Annotated in this window: 21 protein-coding genes; 5 read left to right on the forward strand and 16 right to left on the reverse strand. The window is 67.2% G+C overall.

All coding sequences use genetic code 11. From position 1 onward, the window contains the following. Window positions 1-15 precede the first annotated feature (15 nt). On the forward strand, window positions 16-981 hold the full coding sequence (locus ABTY62_RS32855) for an NAD-dependent epimerase/dehydratase family protein (RefSeq protein WP_502997562.1): 966 nt from the start codon (window positions 16-18) through the stop codon (window positions 979-981). A 15-nt stretch (window positions 982-996) separates the two neighbouring features. After that, complete coding sequence (locus ABTY62_RS32860; RefSeq protein WP_352133055.1) at window positions 997-1,881, forward strand: aldo/keto reductase; 885 nt, start codon at window positions 997-999, stop codon at window positions 1,879-1,881. 6 nt (window positions 1,882-1,887) lie between these two features. On the opposite strand, the gene ABTY62_RS32865 is transcribed toward ABTY62_RS32860, so the two are convergent. From ABTY62_RS32865 to ABTY62_RS32910, 10 genes are all read right to left on the reverse strand, one after another. After that, window positions 1,888-2,175, reverse strand: a complete 288-nt coding sequence (locus ABTY62_RS32865; protein ID WP_352133056.1) for a hypothetical protein — start codon at window positions 2,173-2,175, stop codon at window positions 1,888-1,890. Then, a complete protein-coding gene (locus ABTY62_RS32870; RefSeq protein WP_352133057.1) occupies window positions 2,172-2,429 on the reverse strand; it encodes an integrase core domain-containing protein in 258 nt (85 codons plus the stop codon). The genes ABTY62_RS32865 and ABTY62_RS32870 overlap by 4 nt, the downstream gene beginning before the upstream one ends. An 8-nt stretch (window positions 2,430-2,437) precedes the next feature. Continuing rightward, on the reverse strand, window positions 2,438-2,683 hold the full coding sequence (locus tag ABTY62_RS32875; RefSeq protein ID WP_352133058.1) for a hypothetical protein: 246 nt from the start codon (window positions 2,681-2,683) through the stop codon (window positions 2,438-2,440). 138 nt (window positions 2,684-2,821) lie between these two features. Beyond that, window positions 2,822-3,466 (reverse strand): FMN-binding negative transcriptional regulator, encoded by a 645-nt coding sequence (locus ABTY62_RS32880; protein ID WP_352133059.1) that lies wholly within the window; start codon window positions 3,464-3,466, stop codon window positions 2,822-2,824. Between the two features lie 89 nt (window positions 3,467-3,555). Then, on the reverse strand, window positions 3,556-4,512 hold the full coding sequence (locus tag ABTY62_RS32885) for a MerR family transcriptional regulator (RefSeq protein ID WP_352133060.1): 957 nt from the start codon (window positions 4,510-4,512) through the stop codon (window positions 3,556-3,558). A gap of 84 nt (window positions 4,513-4,596) precedes the next feature. Beyond that, window positions 4,597-5,037, reverse strand: a complete 441-nt coding sequence (locus ABTY62_RS32890; protein ID WP_352133102.1) for an integrase core domain-containing protein — start codon at window positions 5,035-5,037, stop codon at window positions 4,597-4,599. Next, window positions 5,028-5,369 (reverse strand): hypothetical protein, encoded by a 342-nt coding sequence (locus tag ABTY62_RS32895; RefSeq protein ID WP_352133061.1) that lies wholly within the window; start codon window positions 5,367-5,369, stop codon window positions 5,028-5,030. Before ABTY62_RS32895 ends, ABTY62_RS32890 begins: the two co-directional genes overlap by 10 nt. 522 nt (window positions 5,370-5,891) lie before the next feature. Beyond that, window positions 5,892-6,185 carry a hypothetical protein gene (locus ABTY62_RS32900; protein WP_352133062.1) on the reverse strand — a complete coding sequence of 98 codons (294 nt, stop codon included), beginning with the start codon at window positions 6,183-6,185 and terminating at the stop codon, window positions 5,892-5,894. 157 nt (window positions 6,186-6,342) lie between these two features. Further along, complete coding sequence (locus ABTY62_RS32905; RefSeq protein WP_352133063.1) at window positions 6,343-6,678, reverse strand: hypothetical protein; 336 nt, start codon at window positions 6,676-6,678, stop codon at window positions 6,343-6,345. A 233-nt stretch (window positions 6,679-6,911) separates the two neighbouring features. Continuing rightward, entirely contained in the window at window positions 6,912-7,076 is a 165-nt protein-coding gene (locus ABTY62_RS32910; protein WP_352133105.1) for a hypothetical protein, read from the reverse strand. 332 nt (window positions 7,077-7,408) lie between these two features. Between ABTY62_RS32910 and ABTY62_RS32915 the strand changes: the two genes are divergently transcribed. Then, a complete protein-coding gene (locus tag ABTY62_RS32915; RefSeq protein ID WP_352133064.1) occupies window positions 7,409-7,681 on the forward strand; it encodes a DUF4241 domain-containing protein in 273 nt (90 codons plus the stop codon). Window positions 7,682-8,539: 858 nt separating this feature from the next. Here the strand turns inward: ABTY62_RS32915 and ABTY62_RS32920 are convergent. The 4 genes from ABTY62_RS32920 to ABTY62_RS32935 all read right to left on the reverse strand — a co-directional run bounded on the left by ABTY62_RS32920 (window position 8,540) and on the right by ABTY62_RS32935 (window position 12,421). After that, on the reverse strand, window positions 8,540-9,073 hold the full coding sequence (locus ABTY62_RS32920; protein WP_352133065.1) for a GNAT family N-acetyltransferase: 534 nt from the start codon (window positions 9,071-9,073) through the stop codon (window positions 8,540-8,542). 478 nt (window positions 9,074-9,551) lie between these two features. Further along, window positions 9,552-10,055: a GNAT family N-acetyltransferase gene (locus ABTY62_RS32925; protein ID WP_352133066.1), complete on the reverse strand. Its 504-nt coding sequence runs from the start codon at window positions 10,053-10,055 to the stop codon at window positions 9,552-9,554. Between the two features lie 415 nt (window positions 10,056-10,470). Then, entirely contained in the window at window positions 10,471-12,096 is a 1,626-nt protein-coding gene (gene qcrB / locus ABTY62_RS32930) for a cytochrome bc1 complex cytochrome b subunit (protein WP_352133067.1), read from the reverse strand. 61 nt (window positions 12,097-12,157) lie between these two features. Continuing rightward, window positions 12,158-12,421 carry a WhiB family transcriptional regulator gene (locus ABTY62_RS32935; protein ID WP_352133068.1) on the reverse strand — a complete coding sequence of 88 codons (264 nt, stop codon included), beginning with the start codon at window positions 12,419-12,421 and terminating at the stop codon, window positions 12,158-12,160. A gap of 145 nt (window positions 12,422-12,566) precedes the next feature. Between ABTY62_RS32935 and ABTY62_RS32940 the strand changes: the two genes are divergently transcribed. Further along, window positions 12,567-13,598, forward strand: a complete 1,032-nt coding sequence (locus ABTY62_RS32940; RefSeq protein ID WP_352133069.1) for a sigma-70 family RNA polymerase sigma factor family protein — start codon at window positions 12,567-12,569, stop codon at window positions 13,596-13,598. On the opposite strand, the gene ABTY62_RS32945 is transcribed toward ABTY62_RS32940, so the two are convergent. Next, complete coding sequence (locus tag ABTY62_RS32945; protein ID WP_352133070.1) at window positions 13,505-14,443, reverse strand: sigma-70 family RNA polymerase sigma factor; 939 nt, start codon at window positions 14,441-14,443, stop codon at window positions 13,505-13,507. The genes ABTY62_RS32940 and ABTY62_RS32945 overlap by 94 nt on opposite strands. 702 nt (window positions 14,444-15,145) lie before the next feature. Between ABTY62_RS32945 and ABTY62_RS32950 the strand changes: the two genes are divergently transcribed. Next, entirely contained in the window at window positions 15,146-15,337 is a 192-nt protein-coding gene (locus ABTY62_RS32950; protein WP_352133071.1) for a hypothetical protein, read from the forward strand. Window positions 15,338-15,568: 231 nt separating this feature from the next. Here ABTY62_RS32950 and ABTY62_RS32955 read toward each other — a convergent pair whose 3' ends face one another. Next, the gene (locus ABTY62_RS32955; RefSeq protein WP_352133072.1) at window positions 15,569-16,915 is read right to left on the reverse strand and encodes an NAD(P)/FAD-dependent oxidoreductase; all 1,347 of its coding nucleotides are present in this window, start codon (window positions 16,913-16,915) and stop codon (window positions 15,569-15,571) included. Between the last annotated feature and the right edge of the window lie 241 nt (window positions 16,916-17,156).

Genomic DNA, 17,156 nt, shown 5'->3' on the forward strand with positions numbered 1-17,156 from the left:
TCGATACTTCTGCTGATGACGATAGGTCTCCAGGATGGGGGCGTGCAAAAGATCTGCGTCATCGGTGGAAGCCGGTACTTCGGAAAGCTCCTGGTGAAGCGCCTTCAGGCCGCTGACCACCATGTCACTGTGATCAATCGCGGCTCCACCTCGCCGCCCGCCGGCATTGAGCACCTCGTTGTCGACCGAAACGACGAGGCCGCCCTGACGGCCGTGCTCGGCTCTCGCACCTTCGACGTCGTGGTGGACCAGGTCTGCTACACCCCGGTGCAGGCCGAAACCGCCGCACGCGCCTTTGCCGACCGCACCCGGCGCTACATCATGACCTCTACGATCGAGGTCTACGACCCCGCGACCGCCTCGCTGCCGGCAGTGCCTCCCGGCACGCCGGTGCCGGAGGAGATCGTGGACCCGGCCACCTGGCTGGTGGCCATGGACCTGCCCTGGCACGACGACGCGTACCTGGAGGCGCACTACGCCGAGGGCAAGCGCCAGGCGGAGGCCGTCTTCGCCCGCACCGGCTGCTTTGAGTGCACCAGTGTGCGCAGCGCTCATGTGCTCGGCGGCGGCGCGCAGGAGTTCACTGGCAGGTTGGCGCACTACGTCGGGCGCATCACCCGGGGTGAAGAGATCACTGTGCACGCGCAGGTGCTGCCCACGGTCTTCATCCACTACGAGGAGCTGGCGGAGCTGCTGCTGTGGGCGACCACAGCCGACTTCACCGGCCCGGTCAACGCCTGCTCCGACGGCCAACTCGATGTCCACGGCCTCGCCGCGATCACCGCCACGCAGGTAGGCCGGGAGGCCGTTTACCGGACCGTCGTCGCGGGCGAGCCGGCCTCGCCGTTCTCCTTCGACCGCCACTACGCCATGAGCAACGCCCGCGCGAAGGCCCTCGGATTCTCCTTCTCCCACACCACCGACTGGCTGCCCGGCGCCGTCGTCGAAGCCCTCACCACCGAGCCATCCCCCACTGCCTGAGGAACTTGAGCCACCATGCGCTACCGCACCATCGCCCACACCGCCGTCAGCGCCGTCGGGCTGGGCGCCATGCCGCTGTCCATCGAACACCGCCCCGACGAGACGCAGGCCATCGCCACCATCCACGCCGCCCTCGACGCCGGCGTCACGCTCATCGACACCGCCGACAGCTACCACTGGCACGCCGGCGAGGCGGGCCACAACGAACTGCTGATCGCCCGCGCCCTGGCCCGCTACGGCGGCGACACCTCCGGCGTCCTGGTGGCCACCAAGGGCGGCCGCGGCCGCCCCGGCGACGGCAGCTGGACCGTCACCGCCACCCCCGCACACCTCAAGCAAGCCGCCGAAGCCTCCGCCAAGCGCCTCGGCGTCGACGCCATCGGCCTGTACCAGCTGCACAAGCCGGACCCGGCCGTGCCCTGGGCGGAATCCGTCGGCGCGTTGCGCGAGCTGCTCGACGCCGGCACGATCCGCGCCGCAGGCATCTCCAACGTCACCACCGCCCAGATCCGCCAGGCGCATCAGATCCTCGGCGAGGCACTCGCCTCCGTGCAAAACCAGTACTCGCCCGCCGTCCGCGATAGCGAGCCCGAGCTGCAGCTGAGCACCCAACTGGGCCTGGCCTTCCTGCCCTGGAGCCCGCTCGGCGGCATCTCGCGCAGCTCCCTCGACGGCCCCACCGGCCCCACCTCCATAGGCACCGCCTTCCACCGCATCGCCGCCGAGCACGGCGTCAGCCCACAGCGGATCGCCCTGGCCTGGCTGCTCGCCCGCTCCCCGGCAGTGCTCCCGGTACCGGGAGCCAGCCGCCCGGCCTCCATCACCGACTCCGCCAGGGCCGTGGAGCTCACGCTGAGCACGGAGGAGCTGGCGCAACTTGAGGACGTTCTGCCGGGCTGAGGTGGGTCATGGGTCGCTTGCCGACCTGGGCCGAGGACGGCTGAGCCCTGCCGCCTGCCGCTGCCCGGGCACGGTCCCCGACCAGCCGAGGCCGAGGCGCTTGCCCATCTCCAGACGGAACGTTCCGTACGGATTGATGTTGGACCAGAACAGCGCGGTCAGGCCGCGCCGGTTCTCATCCGAGAGTGCCCGTCCCTCGCCATGCTGGCTGGCCTCCCTCGGAGCGAAGAGCCCGAAGCGCCAGTGCTCTTCGACGAGGTTGCCCTTGCCGGAAATCTCATCCGTGCACGTCAAGCCGTATTCCGGTACTCGTGGAGGATGCCGCCGAGGCGATCGAGTCGACGTATGTTGAGGCGGGCTGATATGTCCGGGTCGTCGATCGGCGGGGGCAAGGGCTCTGGCGGTCTGGCGTTCGCGATGCCCTGGTGTGGGCGGTGTCCGTTGTAGAACTGCTCGAACTCGCGCAGGGCGTGGAGAAGGTGTCGCTGGTTCCAGATCATCGTCCGGTCCAGGAGCTCGCGGCGACAGGTCTGTATCCAGCGCTCCATGATCGAGTTCAACCTCGGTATCCGGATGCCGCTGAGCACGACGTCGACCCCGCGTCTTTGAGGACGGCATCGAAGAGGACGGGGAACTTCCCGTCCTGGTCCCGGATCATGAACCGTGCCCGGCAGCCGAGGTCTTCGAGGTCCATGACGAGGTTCTTCGCCGCTTGTGCCACCCAGGTTGCGGTGGGATGGGCGGTGGCGCCCAGGATCCGGATCCGGCGACTGCCGTGTTCGATCACCACGAGGGCGTACATCCGTACACCTCGTCGGTGCGACGAGCCACCACGAGGTCGAGTTCGACTTCGGTGTTCGCTGTGGTCATCGGGGGTCCTCTCGGGGCCCGCGCCGGCCCGCGGTGCCGGCGCGGTGCACGAGCCATCGTGCGGTGGTGGTCAGGAGGTGGTGGTGTGCGGGTTGTGGGCGCGTACGGCTGCCGCCACTGCGGCGTCGTCGGCCTGGCCGCGGGCTTCGAGGCCCGCGATGACGCCCTCGACGTTCTCCTGCGGCTGGTTCTGGCTGAGCTTGAACTTGGCCTCGATGCGGCTGATGACCACCTCGACGCCGACCACGGCACGCAGCTGCCGCTCGACGAACTTCACCGGGGCCTGGTCGACGGACCAGGGTTCGGCGTAGCCGGTTTCGTGCCGGTCGGTCAGACGGCGGATCTGGCCCTCGATCCAGGCCGGGTCGTCGTGCACGACCAGCTGCCCGTACACGTGCGCAATCATGTAGTTCCAGGTCGGCACCACGCGGTGATGCTCCTGCTTGGTCGGGTACCACGACGGCGTCACGTACGCCTCGGGCCCGCGGACGATCACCATGGACTCACCCCGCACCGGCTGATGCCATTGGTCATTGGCGCGCGCCATATGGCCGATGAGGGCCCCCTGCTCTCCGGCGTCCGGGTCGTAGTCGAAGGGCAGCAGGGTGGCCACCAGGCCCTGCTCGGTCATGGTGATCAGGTCGGACGCGCCGTGGTTGGTCAGCAGGTCACGGACCGCGGCCTCGTCGGGCACGAAGTGTTCGGGGATGTACATGGGCGTCCTTTCGTGCGAATAGTGATAAATGGGGTAGTCGCCGGGATCGTGGTGCAGGCATCCAGCAGGCGTCCGTGCCTACGCCGGCCCTACGGGGGGTTCTGGCGCAGCCAGGTCAGGACCTGCTGGGCGTGTTCGTTCGGCGGGAAGATCGGATAGAAGGCGTGCTCGATCACGCCGTCACGGACGACGAGCGTGAGCCGCTTGAACAGGCGCATCCCGTCGGCCTCGAACGTGGGCAGGCCAAGGGTGTCGGCCAGGCTGAGGGAAGGGTCGGAGAGCATGCCGAAGGGCAGTCCGAGCCGTTCCACGACCTCGTTCTGGTAGTCGGTGTCCTGGCTGGACAGCCCGTACACGCGGCCGGCGCCGGCTTGGAGGAGGTCCTGGAAGTGGTCGCGGAAGCCGCACGTCTCGGGGGTGCAGCCGCGGGCTCCGGGGATGGCGTTCCAGCCGTCGGGCAGATCGGTGCCGGGGCGGCCGGTGAGGGGGTAGATGTAGATCACCGTGCGGCGAGGGCCGAGTGCGTCCAGCCGGATCGCCTTGCCTGCCGTGTCGGGCAAGGAAACCTGCGGCGCCTTCGTGCCGGGCAGGTGATTCGCGGCGCCGTCGTTCTCGGGGGCGGGCAGGCCGGCGGGCAGCGTCAGATAGCTCTCGCCTCCCGTTGCGGCCTGCTCAGTCGGTCTGACGCTGCTGCCCCGGTGGGCGGCGGCGTTCAGGTTGGTGATCAGCGTCGTGCGGCGGGCGGTCAGTGCCTCGATGCGTTCGGTGAGCTCGTCGATGGCCTCCCGGTAGCTCGCCAGTGAGGCCGGGCAGTCGTCGGCGTGCGGGCGTCCGGCCGCCAGGCACTCCAGGAACGGCCGGGTGCGCTCGACGGGGATCCCCAGCCGGTGGAGGGTCCTGATCTCGCGTACGAGGCGTACGTCGTCCTCGTCGTAGTTCCGGTAACCATTGGCGAGGCGCTCGGGTGTGATCAACCCCAGCGATTCGTAGTACCGCACGGCCTTGGTCGTCACGCCGGCCTGATGTGCAAGCTCACTGATCTTCATGCCGTTCACCTCGCTCAACGCTAAACCTTGCCCTCAGGGGTAAGGTCAAGTGCCGGTCCGGCCTGAAGGGTGTCAATGTTCCGATCAGGCTGCTGAGCTGGGCGTTTCCTGTGGATGGTGAGGCGGTCGGGGTGGCGTGGTGTGGTACTCGTTGAGCAGTCCGCCGAGTACCTGCGTGCGCCTGACCGTGGCGGCGGGCAGGGGAATGATGTGCGGGTCGTCGTCTGGGGCACGTAGGTCGAGGCTGCGGTGGGCTCGTCTGGCGTAGTCGTGCTCGGCATACCTGGTGAGGACGGTACGCAGGTGTCGTTCGCTGGTGGTGAGGAGGCGGTCGGTGCATTCGATGCGGGCTGTGCGTATCCATCGTTCGGCGAACGCGTTGGACCGTGGGCTTTGCGGCGGCGTTGGGATGACGGCTGTGCCGTTGCCGGTGAAGACGGCGTCGAATGCTGCGGTGAACTTGCTGTCCCGGTCGCGGATGAGGACCCGGATGCGCCCAGCCCTCTCCTCGAGATCTATGAGCAGGTTGCGGGCGAGTCGGGTGACCCATGTGCCCGCCGGTGGGACGGGCGGTGACGCCCAGGACCTGAACGTGCCGGGTGCATCTCCATGACGAAGAAGACATAGAGACGCTTGAGGATGACGGTCTCCACGTGCATGAAGTCGCAGGCGAGCAGCGTGTGGGCCTGGGAGCGGAGGAAAGTACGCCAGGTCTGCTGGGAGGCTCGCTGCGGTGCGGGCGGCAGGCCGGAACGGCGTAGGACGCGCCGGATGGTGGCGGCGGCGACCCGATGACCGAGCCGTCGCAGTTCGCCCTGGATCCTGACGTACCCCCAGGCCGGGTTCTCTCTCGCCATGCGCTGGATGAGCGCGACTGTCTCTTCCGGTAACGGTGGCCGGCCGGGCCTGGCTGGTGCCTGTCGCTATTCCCAGCGCACCGGACGACGGTGCCAGGTCAGCAGGGTGCCCGGGGTGACCAGCCGATGGCGACGTAAGACAGGTGGCAGGTACCGGGCGAGAGCAGAGAGCACGGCACGGTCAGCCCACGAGAGCCGCGGGCGCTCCACCTGCTGGCGAAGCGCAGCGACCTCATGGCGGAGAGCAAGGATCTCAGCGTTGTTCGCCGCGGTCGATCGACCCAGCACAGGAAGCAGCCCCAGGAGTCGGCAGGAAATCAGGTAGAGCAGTCGCAGACCCACCATCAGAGATCATGCCCATACTTGGGCGATGGCAAAGCACCAGGTCAACCACCATACGGCAATAAGGACACCCTTCAGGCAAACCCGGCACACGGACAATCCCAAAGGCTCGGACGCCGTCGGCCCCAGCCACCGGGCATCGGGACTGCGGGGCGACCGATTGGCCGCCCCGCTGAGTGTTCAGGGGGTAGGGCTTGGCATCGGCGTCGTGCCGTCGGAAGGCGTCGCGTATGGGTCCTCGTCCCACGGATAGGTGGGATTGTCATCGATCTGCGGGCTCCAGGGCGTCTCCTTCGGGGGCTCGAAGGGGCCCTTCCGCTCCTCCATCAGGAACATCACCACGAGCGCGAAGACAAGGCTCAAGATGATCAAGGCCATCCCTACGGGGTTGTTGGGGTTGTAGACGTACCGGCTTGTACCCCAGTTGCTCTTCTTGAAGACCGGCTCGTAGTCGTCATCGTTACCCTGCGGCATGAATCCCCCCAAGTTGCCTCAGTAAGCAAGATCGCTGCATATCAGGTCCCGTGCCCAGCGCTGGCCAGGGGCACGTTGCGGGCCCCCGCCATGACCCTTCGGACAGGGATGGGGTCATCACGCTTCGTGAACGACCGCTTCAAGTCCCTTGAGGTGCTCAGGGCAGCAGCCGGGCGGCCAGACGTCGCTGGAGGCGGACACCGACCCAGGCCGCGCCCAGCGCGGCGGGGAGTACGGCGGCTCGCAGCCAGGGCCAGTCGACCAGCACCGTGCCGAGTAAGCTCACGAACCAGGCAATGACCGCGCCCATCGAGACGATGACGGTGACCGGAAGGCCCGCCACGTCGGCGTGGACGCCATCGCCCCCGTCAAAAGCATCCACGCCGCCGGCTCCCCCGATCAGCACCACCAGCCAGTAACCGGCGACGACGAGGAGTACGAAGCTGAACAGGACGGCCGGGAACCCCAGCACGGCCCGCAAGAACTCAGCCACACGCCACCCCCGTTCCTCGTCTCGGTGCCCTGCCATGCTGGCATCTGGGGCCACGGCCGCACATTGCCGGATTCCGGCAATCTTTATGCGCCCCTGACGTCCCGTTAACCCGGGGAACCGAACGGTGCGGGAAGGCGTCTACAGCGGCGCTTCCGGCCAGCCGAGCAGAGGTGCCCCCATCGCCGCCGTCTCCAGGGTGAAACGCTGCAGGGCGTCCCTGGGGTCGTAGCCGGTCAGAGTCTTGATGGGAGGAGGTGGTTGAGGCGGTTCTTGTCGGTGTTGTGGGTCGGGCCGATCAGTGGCTCGCCGGGATGGCGGGCGGCGAGGGTGTGCAGCAGGGGTGCGTAGGCGGCGAGCACGGGGATGGCGCGCGGCCGGATACCGGCGATGCTCAGCACGGTGATGCCGCGCTCGGTGGTGGCCAGGGAGCGGCCGGTGATGGTGAGGTGTTCGCCGGGCCATCAGGTATCCGGCGACCTGGGCGGGGGTGTAGGGGGTGGCCAGCCGGTTGCGGGCCAGCCCAGTCCTGGCAGGTGGCCAGGGTGCACGGCGGGTGATCGTGCGGCCGATGGCGGACAGCTGGGAGAGATGCGTGCGCCGGCATGAGGGCTGCAGATCCCGCATACCGGTCAGAACGTAGCGTTCGACAGTGTCGGGGGTGAACAGCGTTTCGCGGTCCAGGGGGAGGAACTCCTCCAGGCACCAGGCGCAGAACCGGGTGACGATGGACATGCGGTCCACGGCGGACCAGGGTGAGACGGGCTCGGAGTCGGTGACACAGGCGCGCACGGACCGAAGACCGGCTGGGCGAGGACCTGTTCATACCCTCGACAGCCATTTCACCGTCGAACTGCCCAGCACGGAGCCCGAGCCGAACCTCATCGCCTTCCGTACCGGCCGGGGCGACGGGGCCTACCCCGTCCGGATCGGCCGCACCGATGACGGACGGGTTGGTTGCGTCGTCGTCGACTTCCAGCTCCATTCCGCCGACGGGGGAGAGTAAGGAGCCGCCGACCATCGGCGCGAGGCCGCACTGCCCGAGACTGGGACCGCGGCGAACCTCCAGAGTGCACACGGCGATTGAGAAGCTCGACAACTCGATCACCGACTTCGGCCTGGTGGACGCCTTCCCGGAGGACGTCAAGGAAGCTCGCCAGCGGTGCTACGCGTCGATGCACATGGCGATAGGGCCACCGACGCAATGCGCCGGCATGGTGGGCCAGCAAGTCCAGCAGGGCGTGTATCCCGCGCAGATACGCAGAAGTTCCCGCACACGGGAGCCGCCTTCGGTGGGATCGGCGTCAGCCCAATCGCCCGGCCGACGACGGACTGCGTTTCGTCACCCACACAGCCCCATTTCGTCGGTACGCCGTTCTCGCCGTCGACGTCGTCGCCGCCTCCAGCGCCCTCGGTGCCATCCCGTCGGGAACCGGGTCGCGGTCGGCGACGCCGCCCGGCGGGCGCACGACGCGCTCGTAACCCCAGCCGCCCGCGCCTGCCTGAGGTCGGGCACCACAGCGGAGGTGCCGCCCCGTAGCCAGCCAGGTCTGGGGGCGCGTCGAGCTGTCCAGGGCGGGCGAAGCCCAGCGCACAGCGCCGCCGAAGACATCTCACGACCGCTCGCCACGGCCCGCACACTCCACAGGCGGGTGGCCCCGGCTCCCGTTGCCGACGGCAACCGAGTGGGGCATGAAGAGCGATATTGGCCGATTTCACGGCTCTGGCCGCAGTTCGGTGAAGGCGTGGGTCGGCGACGGGAAGACGCCGTCCGTCTCTCGATGTCCGTACTGTCGTGATCAATGCGCTCAGGGATGTAGGGACAGTGGTCGGCTGTCTTGTGATGGTCGACGGCTCGGCCGGTTCACGCCTGGAACTCGGTGAGATCGATGGCGTGAACGCGCAGCGGGTAGCCGTACACCGGGTGGGCCGTCTCCCGCTCGGGCACCATGCCGAGCTTGCGGATGACGTTCTCGGAGGCGTTGTCCCCCACCTGGTTGATGCTGATGACGCGGTCCAGGCCGCGGTCCTGGAGCGCGAACTCCAGCGTGGCGTGCGCGGCTTCGGACGCGTATCCCTGGCCCCAGAACTGTGAGCCGAGCCGCCAGCTGATGGCCACGGCGGGCATCACCTCCGGCAGGAACTCGGGCACGGACAGTCCCGTGAAGCCGATCAATTCGCCCGAGGCCAGCAGCTCGACGGCGAAGAGGCCGAAGCCCTCCTCGTCCCACTCCTCCTCCCATCGCTCGATGGCCTCCACCGTGTGGTCCAGGTCGCGCACCGTGCCGTCGCCGATCCAGCGCATAACCCGCGGGTCCGCGTTGATGTCCGCCATCGGCGTGAGGTCGTCGTCGTGCCAGCGGCGCAGGAGGAGACGGGATGTGCGGATCTCGGTCATGCGCCCATCCTGCCGAAGGCGAGCGCCTCATCGGTAATCCGGCGCTCGCCCGCGCTGCCGCTCCGGAACCACAAGGCGTCAAGCCGCCTGCACCGCACACCGTGACAGGGGAAACATCGGGCCGACGGCCGGGCAGACGACGTGCCACTTCGGCAGCGCGGTCGAGCGGTGAGACCGATTCGACGGCAGCCTGCCACAGCACAAAGATCATTCACGGAATCGCGGTCAGAGCCATTTTCAGGGTTCCTCACCATCGCCGTCCGGCCACTGAACGACCTCGCTCACCGGATCGGCTGGTCCGACTGCCGACGCCGCCATCAGGCACGACCACAGGTCAGCCATTACCGTCGACAAGCCGCAGCGCAGACATGAAGATCACGATCTACACCTGGAGTACTGACCGATCGCGGCACGCCCCGCGCTCTGCCGGAGCGCGCTCGAGCATGTGAACATGAAGCCCCGCGAGCGTGCTCTCTCGTCACGGCAACGAGCGTGTCAGCCAGACCACTTCACCGTTGTCTTCCGTGGAAACGTGGTCCCGCTCGAACCCGAGCTTCTCAAGGACACGGAGCGACGGTGTGTTCCACGTGCCGACGGTCGACCAGAGCCGTTTCCGCCCGGTCGCGATAGCGGCATCGAGCACCGCGCCGGCCGCCTCGGTGGCGTAGCCACGCCCATGCGCGCGCTGGAACAGCTCATACGCGATTTCAGGCTCCTCTATGGTGGAGCGGCCGATGATCAGCCCGCAGTAGCCGATGAAGTCGCCTTCGTCACGACGCTGGATGGGCAACAGGGCGATCCCCGTAGTCGCCGTCGCGGTGAGCAGCTCCGCGATGGACGTCCGGATGTGCTCAACCGTGGGGGTTCCCTTGCCGCGTTCGGAGAGGAGGGCGCAGAACTCGGCAGCGTCGGACTCGGCCCACGGCCGCAGCATCAGCCGCTCGGTCTCAAGGTGGAACGGCATCGTCTCGTACGCAGTCATGCCCTCACTTTGCCCCACGGATCACCACGAACTACAGCTGGAGCAGTAGCCACCCAGGCATCGACACGGACACGTCGTCCGCTTCGGCGACACCATGCCCCGTGACGCACACCCCGGCCCCCGATCACCACACCTGGTCGATGCACCATCACCGCGGCCCCCACCCGCTTGGCACACTTTTTCTCACCGCAGGGCCTCTGCGAAACTGTCCCGCTACGGCGCCACAGAGCCGGATACAGCGCTCACGCCCTGGGAGTGCCCCATCTGCCGGCGGACGACAGGGGGCTTACCCTGCCTTGACGCGGGCGCACCCCGGCAGTCAGGAACCCCACGTGCGAGCTGCCTGCGAAAACCAACACCATACGGTAATAAAGACACCTTTCACGGCCCGCCCATCGCGACCAGGGCGATCGGATCACCGTCGGTGCCCGTCGGCGATCTCCCTGTACTCCTGGACGGTGGGCTTGGGAATCTGCGTTCCCTCCCCGTAGAAGCCCCGGCTGACCCTGGCTCGCAGCCGCCGAGTCCGGCTGGTCCTGCTCTCCCGGCTTCCCTGGCCGCCCATGGCGCCGGGCTCGATCGGCTGGTACTGCTCATGCGCCGTCAGCATGTGCAGACGCTCCTGGCTCAGTGGCTCGTGTACTTCGACGAACTCGCCGTGCGGCAAACGCTTGATGATGCCGGTCTCACGTCCGTGCAATACCTTGTCGCGGTCGCGGCACTGGAGGCCGAGGGCCCACCGCTTCGTCACCGAATAGACGACGATGGGCACGAGGAAGAGGCCGATGCGAACTGCCCATGTGACGGAATTAACCGAGAGATGAAGCTTGGTCGCGACGATGTCGTTCCCCGCGCCGATCAACGCCACCAAATAGGCACTGATCCATGCTGCGCCGAGTCCCGTGCGCACTGGCCGGTTGCGTGGTCTGTCGAGGCGATGGTGTTCACGGTCGTCATCGGTGACCCAGGCCTCGATGAACGGGTACGCGCCCATGACGAGAAACAGGCCGGCACCCGCCAGCAGCGGGATCAGATTGCCAAGGGCCAGGGTATGGCCCCAGAGCCTGATCTCCCACCCGGGCATGACTCGTATCAGCCCGTCGGTCACGCCCATGTACCAGTCCGGCTGTGATCCCGCCGAAACCTGATCGGGGCGGTAGGGGCCGTATTCCCAGACGGGGTTGATCTGTGCGACCGAAGCGATGATGAAGATTACCCCGATGATCAGGAAGAAATACCCTACCGATTTTACCGCGTGCATCCGGAGCGGCATTCCGATGACTTTTCCGTCGGTGCGACCCGGCCCCGGATACTGGGTGTGCTTGTGGCGGAACACCAGGATCAGATGGACGACGATCAGCCCCACCATGAGGCCGGGGATGACCAGAACGTGAATGGTGTTGAAGCGCGCCACCAGATCGTTCCCGGGGAACTCACCCCCGAATAGGAACATCGACAGATAAGTGCCGATAATCGGCACGGAAAGGAGCGTTCCGTTCACGACCACCAGTCCGGTCCCGGACAGCAGGTCGCCCGGGAGGTCGTATCCCGTCAAACCGGCGAACATCCCCAGGACCAGCAGCAGAAAGCCGAACACCCAGTTGAGCTCGCGTGGCCTGCGAAACGCGCCCGTGAAGAATACGCGCATCATATGCACGAATATCCCGGCGACGAATATCAGTGCCGCCCAGTGGTGGGCCTGCCGGATCAGCAGGCCGCCGCGCACATCGAAGGAGATGTGCATGGTTGATTCAAACGCCTCCGACACCATCTGACCCCGCAGCGGCATGTAGCTGCCATGGTATTCCACCTGGTTCATCGTCGGGTGGAAGTACAGGCTCAGATAGACGCCCGTGGCGATGACGATGAGGAAACTGTAGAGGCAGATCTCCCCCAGCATGAAGGACCAGTGGTCCGGGAACGCCTTTCGCATACCGGCCCTGGTGAGACTGGGGACACCCAGCCGCCCGCGGACCCATTCGGCGGCCTTTTCCCCTCGGCGCCCTCGCTGCGATTCGGTTGCCTGGGCCCCGTTGGCCATGCTTCTACCACCATTCGTAAATCACTCAACCCGATTCATCCCCGGTGCGGTGTCGAAACCGTCACGCCACCACGGTGACCGCGTCCTTGGACTGGCGGGCCTCGCATCGCCGCATCGCGCGGCGTTCGCCCTCTGTCGTACCGCCCCAGATGCCTTCGACCCACCCCATTCGTATGGCCCAGTTCAGGCACTGCTCCACGACGGGGCATTGGTCGCATACGCCCTTCGCCTCGTCAATCTGCCCCAGGGTTGGGCCACTGTTCCCTATGGGGAAGAACAAGTCGGGGTCCGCGCCCCGGCAAGCTGCCCTTTCACGCCAACGCATGGATAATCTCCTCGACTCGTGGGCTACTAGGTCAGACCGGATAGTCAGCGCAGATGTGACATGGCGACGGATGGGTACCGCCTGTGTCGTGTCACAAGATCCATGCCTGCCCTGTCTGATGGATTGAGGCGAGAGGGGATGCCGTATGGACCATGCCGGTGACGCACTGCCGATCGCGGATCTGCTTGATGAGCGTCGATATCTTCTGGATGTCGCTTACTGGATGTTGGGCAGCCGCGGTGCGGCGGAGAGTGTCATTGATGAGGCCTGCCGTCGGTGGTACGGGCTGTCGGACTCGGCACGTGCGCAGATCACGGTGCCCCGTTCCTGGCTCGCGGAGACCGCCGGTGAAATCTGCCTGGGCCGCCTGGCCCTGCCCGACCGTGACGAGGACGTCGACCAGGGCGAGGGGGGCGGTCCGCATGCTGGAGACGCCAATGGCGCACGGGCGAGTGTGGAGCTGGAGCAGGAGATCAGTGGGGTTCTGGTGAATGCCCTGGATTCACTGTCTCCGGCGGAGCATGCGGCGTTCGTACTCAATGATGTGTTCGGGATGACACCCGACACGGTTGCCGACATCGTCGGACGCACGGGGCCGGAGTGTGTCGAGCTCGCCGATCGTGCGCGTCGCCGTCTTCGGGCACGGCGGTCGCGCCCCACGACGCCGGGGCAGCATGACACGGTCGCCCGCGCTGTCCGGCAGGCCTGTGCGGCCGAGGACGCCGGGCTGCCGGCGTCCTTGCTGTGGCCCGATGCCACGGCGTTCTTCGACGGCGGTGGCAAGGTCCGTGCGCCGGCACAACCCGTACACGGCAGCGAACAGGTGGCACACAGCCTGCTGACACTGCTGGTCCGGCGCCAGCTCACCACACTGACCGCCCAGTCCGTCAACGGCCGGACGGGGCTGGTGGCGCGCTACGACGGCCAGGTGGCCGCGGTCATCAGCCTCGATCGCCGACCACCGCGTGGCACAGGTCTGGGTCGTACTCAACCCCGACAAACTCCGACAAACTCCGCTCCTGGAACCAGCCCCCCAGCCCACGCCCAAAGCCGTCACAGGCATAGTGACGGCGGGGCGTGGGCTCACGACGGGGAGCCGAGTGGGGATGTGGAGCGAGAGTGTGAATCAAGGAATGCGGCGATCTTGCTCGGGTTGAACAGCCACATCACCTTGTAGATGCCCTCCCGCGAGGCGGCCACCGTCAGAAACGTCTTGGGCTCGCCCTCGCGGTAGATCATCACTCCCGAACGCCCGTTGGCATGGACAGATCGGAGATCCAAGCCACGCCAGAACCCCGGATAGGCAGTCGCCAGGTTCGCCACGCGCGCACAGCCCAGAACGGGTACGCGCGCAACGCCCCGCATACCGTTGCCGTCGGACAAACTGACGGCATCCGGGGTGAGGAGGGCTTCCAGCGAGGCGATGTCGCCCTTCTGAGCTGCGCCGACGAAGGCTTCCAGGAGACGTCGGTGTTCTGCCGCGTCCACGCTCTCCCCCTGTTCCGCAGCCAGATGCTTACGAGCGCGGCTCACGATTTTCCGCACGTTGACGACGCTGAGATGAAGCATGTCGGCAATCTCGGGATAGCTGTAATCAAACGCCTCACGCAGTACATACGCCGCGCGCTCCGTGGGGCTCAGCTTCTCCAGCACCAACAGCAGAGCCAGCTCCAGGGCCTCCGCCCGCTCCGCGCCCACCTCCGGGTCCGAGCTCGTGTCAACGGGCTCGGGCAACCACGGCCCGATGTAGGTTTCCCGGCGCACACGAGCCGACTGGGCGACGTTGATGGCGAACCGGGTCGTCGCACTCGACAGAAAGGCCGCCGGGCTGACCACCGCGCAGCGGTCGGTCTTCTGCCAACGCAGCCACACCTCCTGGACCACGTCCTCAGCTTCGACCGCGCTGCCGAGCACGCGGTAGGCGATACCGAAAAGGCGCGGCCGGAGCTGCACGAAGACAGAAACAGCCTTGTCAAGGGCGCTCGTGGTGTTGCTGTGGGGGCTGTGGTCGGTGAAGGTCATTGCTGCTCCAAAATTGCTTCTTCCTCCATAGACCAGGGTCGCCCCTCTCCTGTGACAGGGCGAGGGCAGAGAAGCGCGCGGATCGACGAACACCGGAACGGCAGGGCCTCGCGGAGTACGGATTGCTATCAAGCACTCACGCACCGTCAGCGACCGACACAGTAGTCAGGGGGAGAACACGCTCCTTAAGGCCTTGCTGTGATGACCTGGTGACTGCGCGTGCTCCGATCGCTCATCGTCGGAGAACGCACCGCGTGACTCTGTTGAGCGGACGCTGATTCGCGTGTGCCCGACCTGGCCATCACCACACCTCGCCATGAGATGGGAAAGGTGTGCATAGTCACCATTCCGCGAAGCACCCTGTACGCGTACGTCAAGCAGGGGACCTCAAGCCACTTCCATGCCACCCGCACGTCCGACGGTGTGTACCCCCAGGGCCGGTCCCTCGAGGAACTGCCCGGTGCCGACCACGTACACATCAGCCGGAACCTCGGTGCCACGGACGTCGTCCTGGAAGTTCTCCACGTCCTGGAGAGATCCGCCGGAGGGTCTTTCCAACCTCGCTGAGCCGGGACGAACCGTGGCCCCGGTCCGCGGCTGTCACAGCTCCCCGGCTATTCGGTCAATGCGGGCGGTAGCCTGCGCGCCGCCCGCATTGATTCCGCACGGGCGCCCCGGCGCCGCACTTCCAGGGGCGGCGCGGTGGCATGGGGCGGCGGGCTGTGGGCCGCCTGGTGCGTGGCGGCCTCCACGGCGGTGCTGCTGCCGCCGGTTCCGCGGCTGGTCGGCTGTCTGGCGCTGAGGATGCTGCTGTGCGCGACTGCGGAGATGCTGCACGGCCCGGCCTCTCACGCGCTCTCCGCGGAGGCGGCGCCGGACCGGAGCGGCGTTTGACGGACGTGTCACATACGCATGGGGTTTCCGGCCGCCCAACACTGCGCCGATCGTCGGCTCGCCGACGCCACCGACGAGGACGCGCCAAGTTCTTCGCGAAGCACGACTCCTACTTTGTGGAGTAGCCGGCACCGGAAGGTGCTCTCGCAGGTACGGCCGCGTCGGCCCGGGCCTCGGTAGGCCTCCTACGCCGCCGGTCCGGGCCGACACACAGCATTCAGGCCCGGGCCATCACCTCGGCTCCTCGGCAGGCTCGTCACTGTCACGGGGGTTGCCCCGGGATACGAAGGCTTCCCGGGGGCGCTGCACCGAGGCCAGCGAGACGATGTCCCGCCCGTAGAGGGCGGCGGTGAGCCAGACGGCGAGGACACGGATCTTCCGTTCCCACGTCGGCACGGCGAGCACGTGGTAGCCGCGGTGCATCAACCAGGCCGGCAAGCCCTTGATGACGAGGCGCCGGTACTGGAAGACGCCCCGCCCCATACCCAGCGTGGCCACTACGCCCAGGTCGTGGTGGACGTAGTTCTTGGCCTTCCGCCCGTGCAACGTCGCCACGATGTTCTTCGCCAGCCGTTTGCCCTGCCGTACGGCGTGCTGGGCGTTGGGCACGGTATGTGCTCCCGGCCGTCCCGCCGCGAGGTCCGGCACGGCAGCATCGTCACCCGCGGCCCACACATCCGGCACCGCCTCCGTGTCCGTGCCCACGCGCAGGTCGGCCCGCACGACGAGCAGACCACGCTCATCGACCGGAAGGTCGGTGTGGTTGTGGACAATGGGGTTCGACGCGTTGCCGGCAGCCCAAACAATCAGGCCCGACTCGTACTCCTGCCCATCGGAGAGCACGACGTGGCCGTCCTCGGCCGAGACGAGCTGGGTGTTCAGGTGCACCTTCGCTCCTCGCCGCTCCAAGGACCGGACCACCCACGCACCGGGCTCGTCGGTGACCTCGGGAAGGATTCGGCCACGCGCCTCGATCAGGCGGAAGTCGAGCTCTTTGGCGTCGAGTTCCGGGTAGTGCTTCAGCAACGCGGCCGCGAGGGACAGCAGCTCACCGAAGCCCTCCACACCGGAGAATCCGCCGCCAACGAAGGTGACCGTGAGAAGTTTCCGGCGCTCGGACCCGCGTGGCAGTGCGGCTGCCCGGTCGAAGGAGGTCAGCAGCCGGTCACGGATGGCGACGGCCTCTTCGACGTGCTTGAGGCCGAACGCCTGCTCACTGAGTCCCGGTATCGGGAAGCTGCGGGTGACGGCCCCCGCTGTGACCACGAGCATGTCGTAGTGCAGCTGATAGTCCGGCCCGCGCTCCGGCCGGACGGTGACGCTCCGGCTGCCGTTGCGGATCTCCGTCACCGTTCCCGCGATCACCCGCGTACGGCGCAGGTGCCGTCGCAGTGACACGGCGGCGTGCCGGGCCTCCACCGACCCCGCCACGACCTCGGGCAGAAACGGCTGGTACGTCATGTACGGGCGCGGGTCGACCACGGTGACCCGCACCTCCCCGCGGCGCAGCTTCTTCTCAAGGCCCCACGCTGTGTAAAAGCCGGCGTAACCGCCGCCGACGATCAGGATCTCACGCACGGTGTCCTCTGTTTTCTCTCGGTTCCCCCTTAGTGACAGGTCAGAACCGTGTGTTGTGACACCCGCGTGCTCGCGTACGTGATCAGGACGGATTGGCGCGGTACAGACCGCGCCCAGCTCGCCGGATGCACGAGGTCGCGACAAGCCGGTCGCATGCCGCGCACGGCGTTGATGCTGCCCGCGTCGGTGTCCCGTCCGAGCGCGGCGGCGACGTCACGCGCACGGACATCGGCGCCACCGG

The sequence above is a fragment of the Streptomyces sp. NPDC097640 genome (assembly GCF_040302705.1).
Lineage (GTDB): Bacteria > Actinomycetota > Actinomycetes > Streptomycetales > Streptomycetaceae > Streptomyces.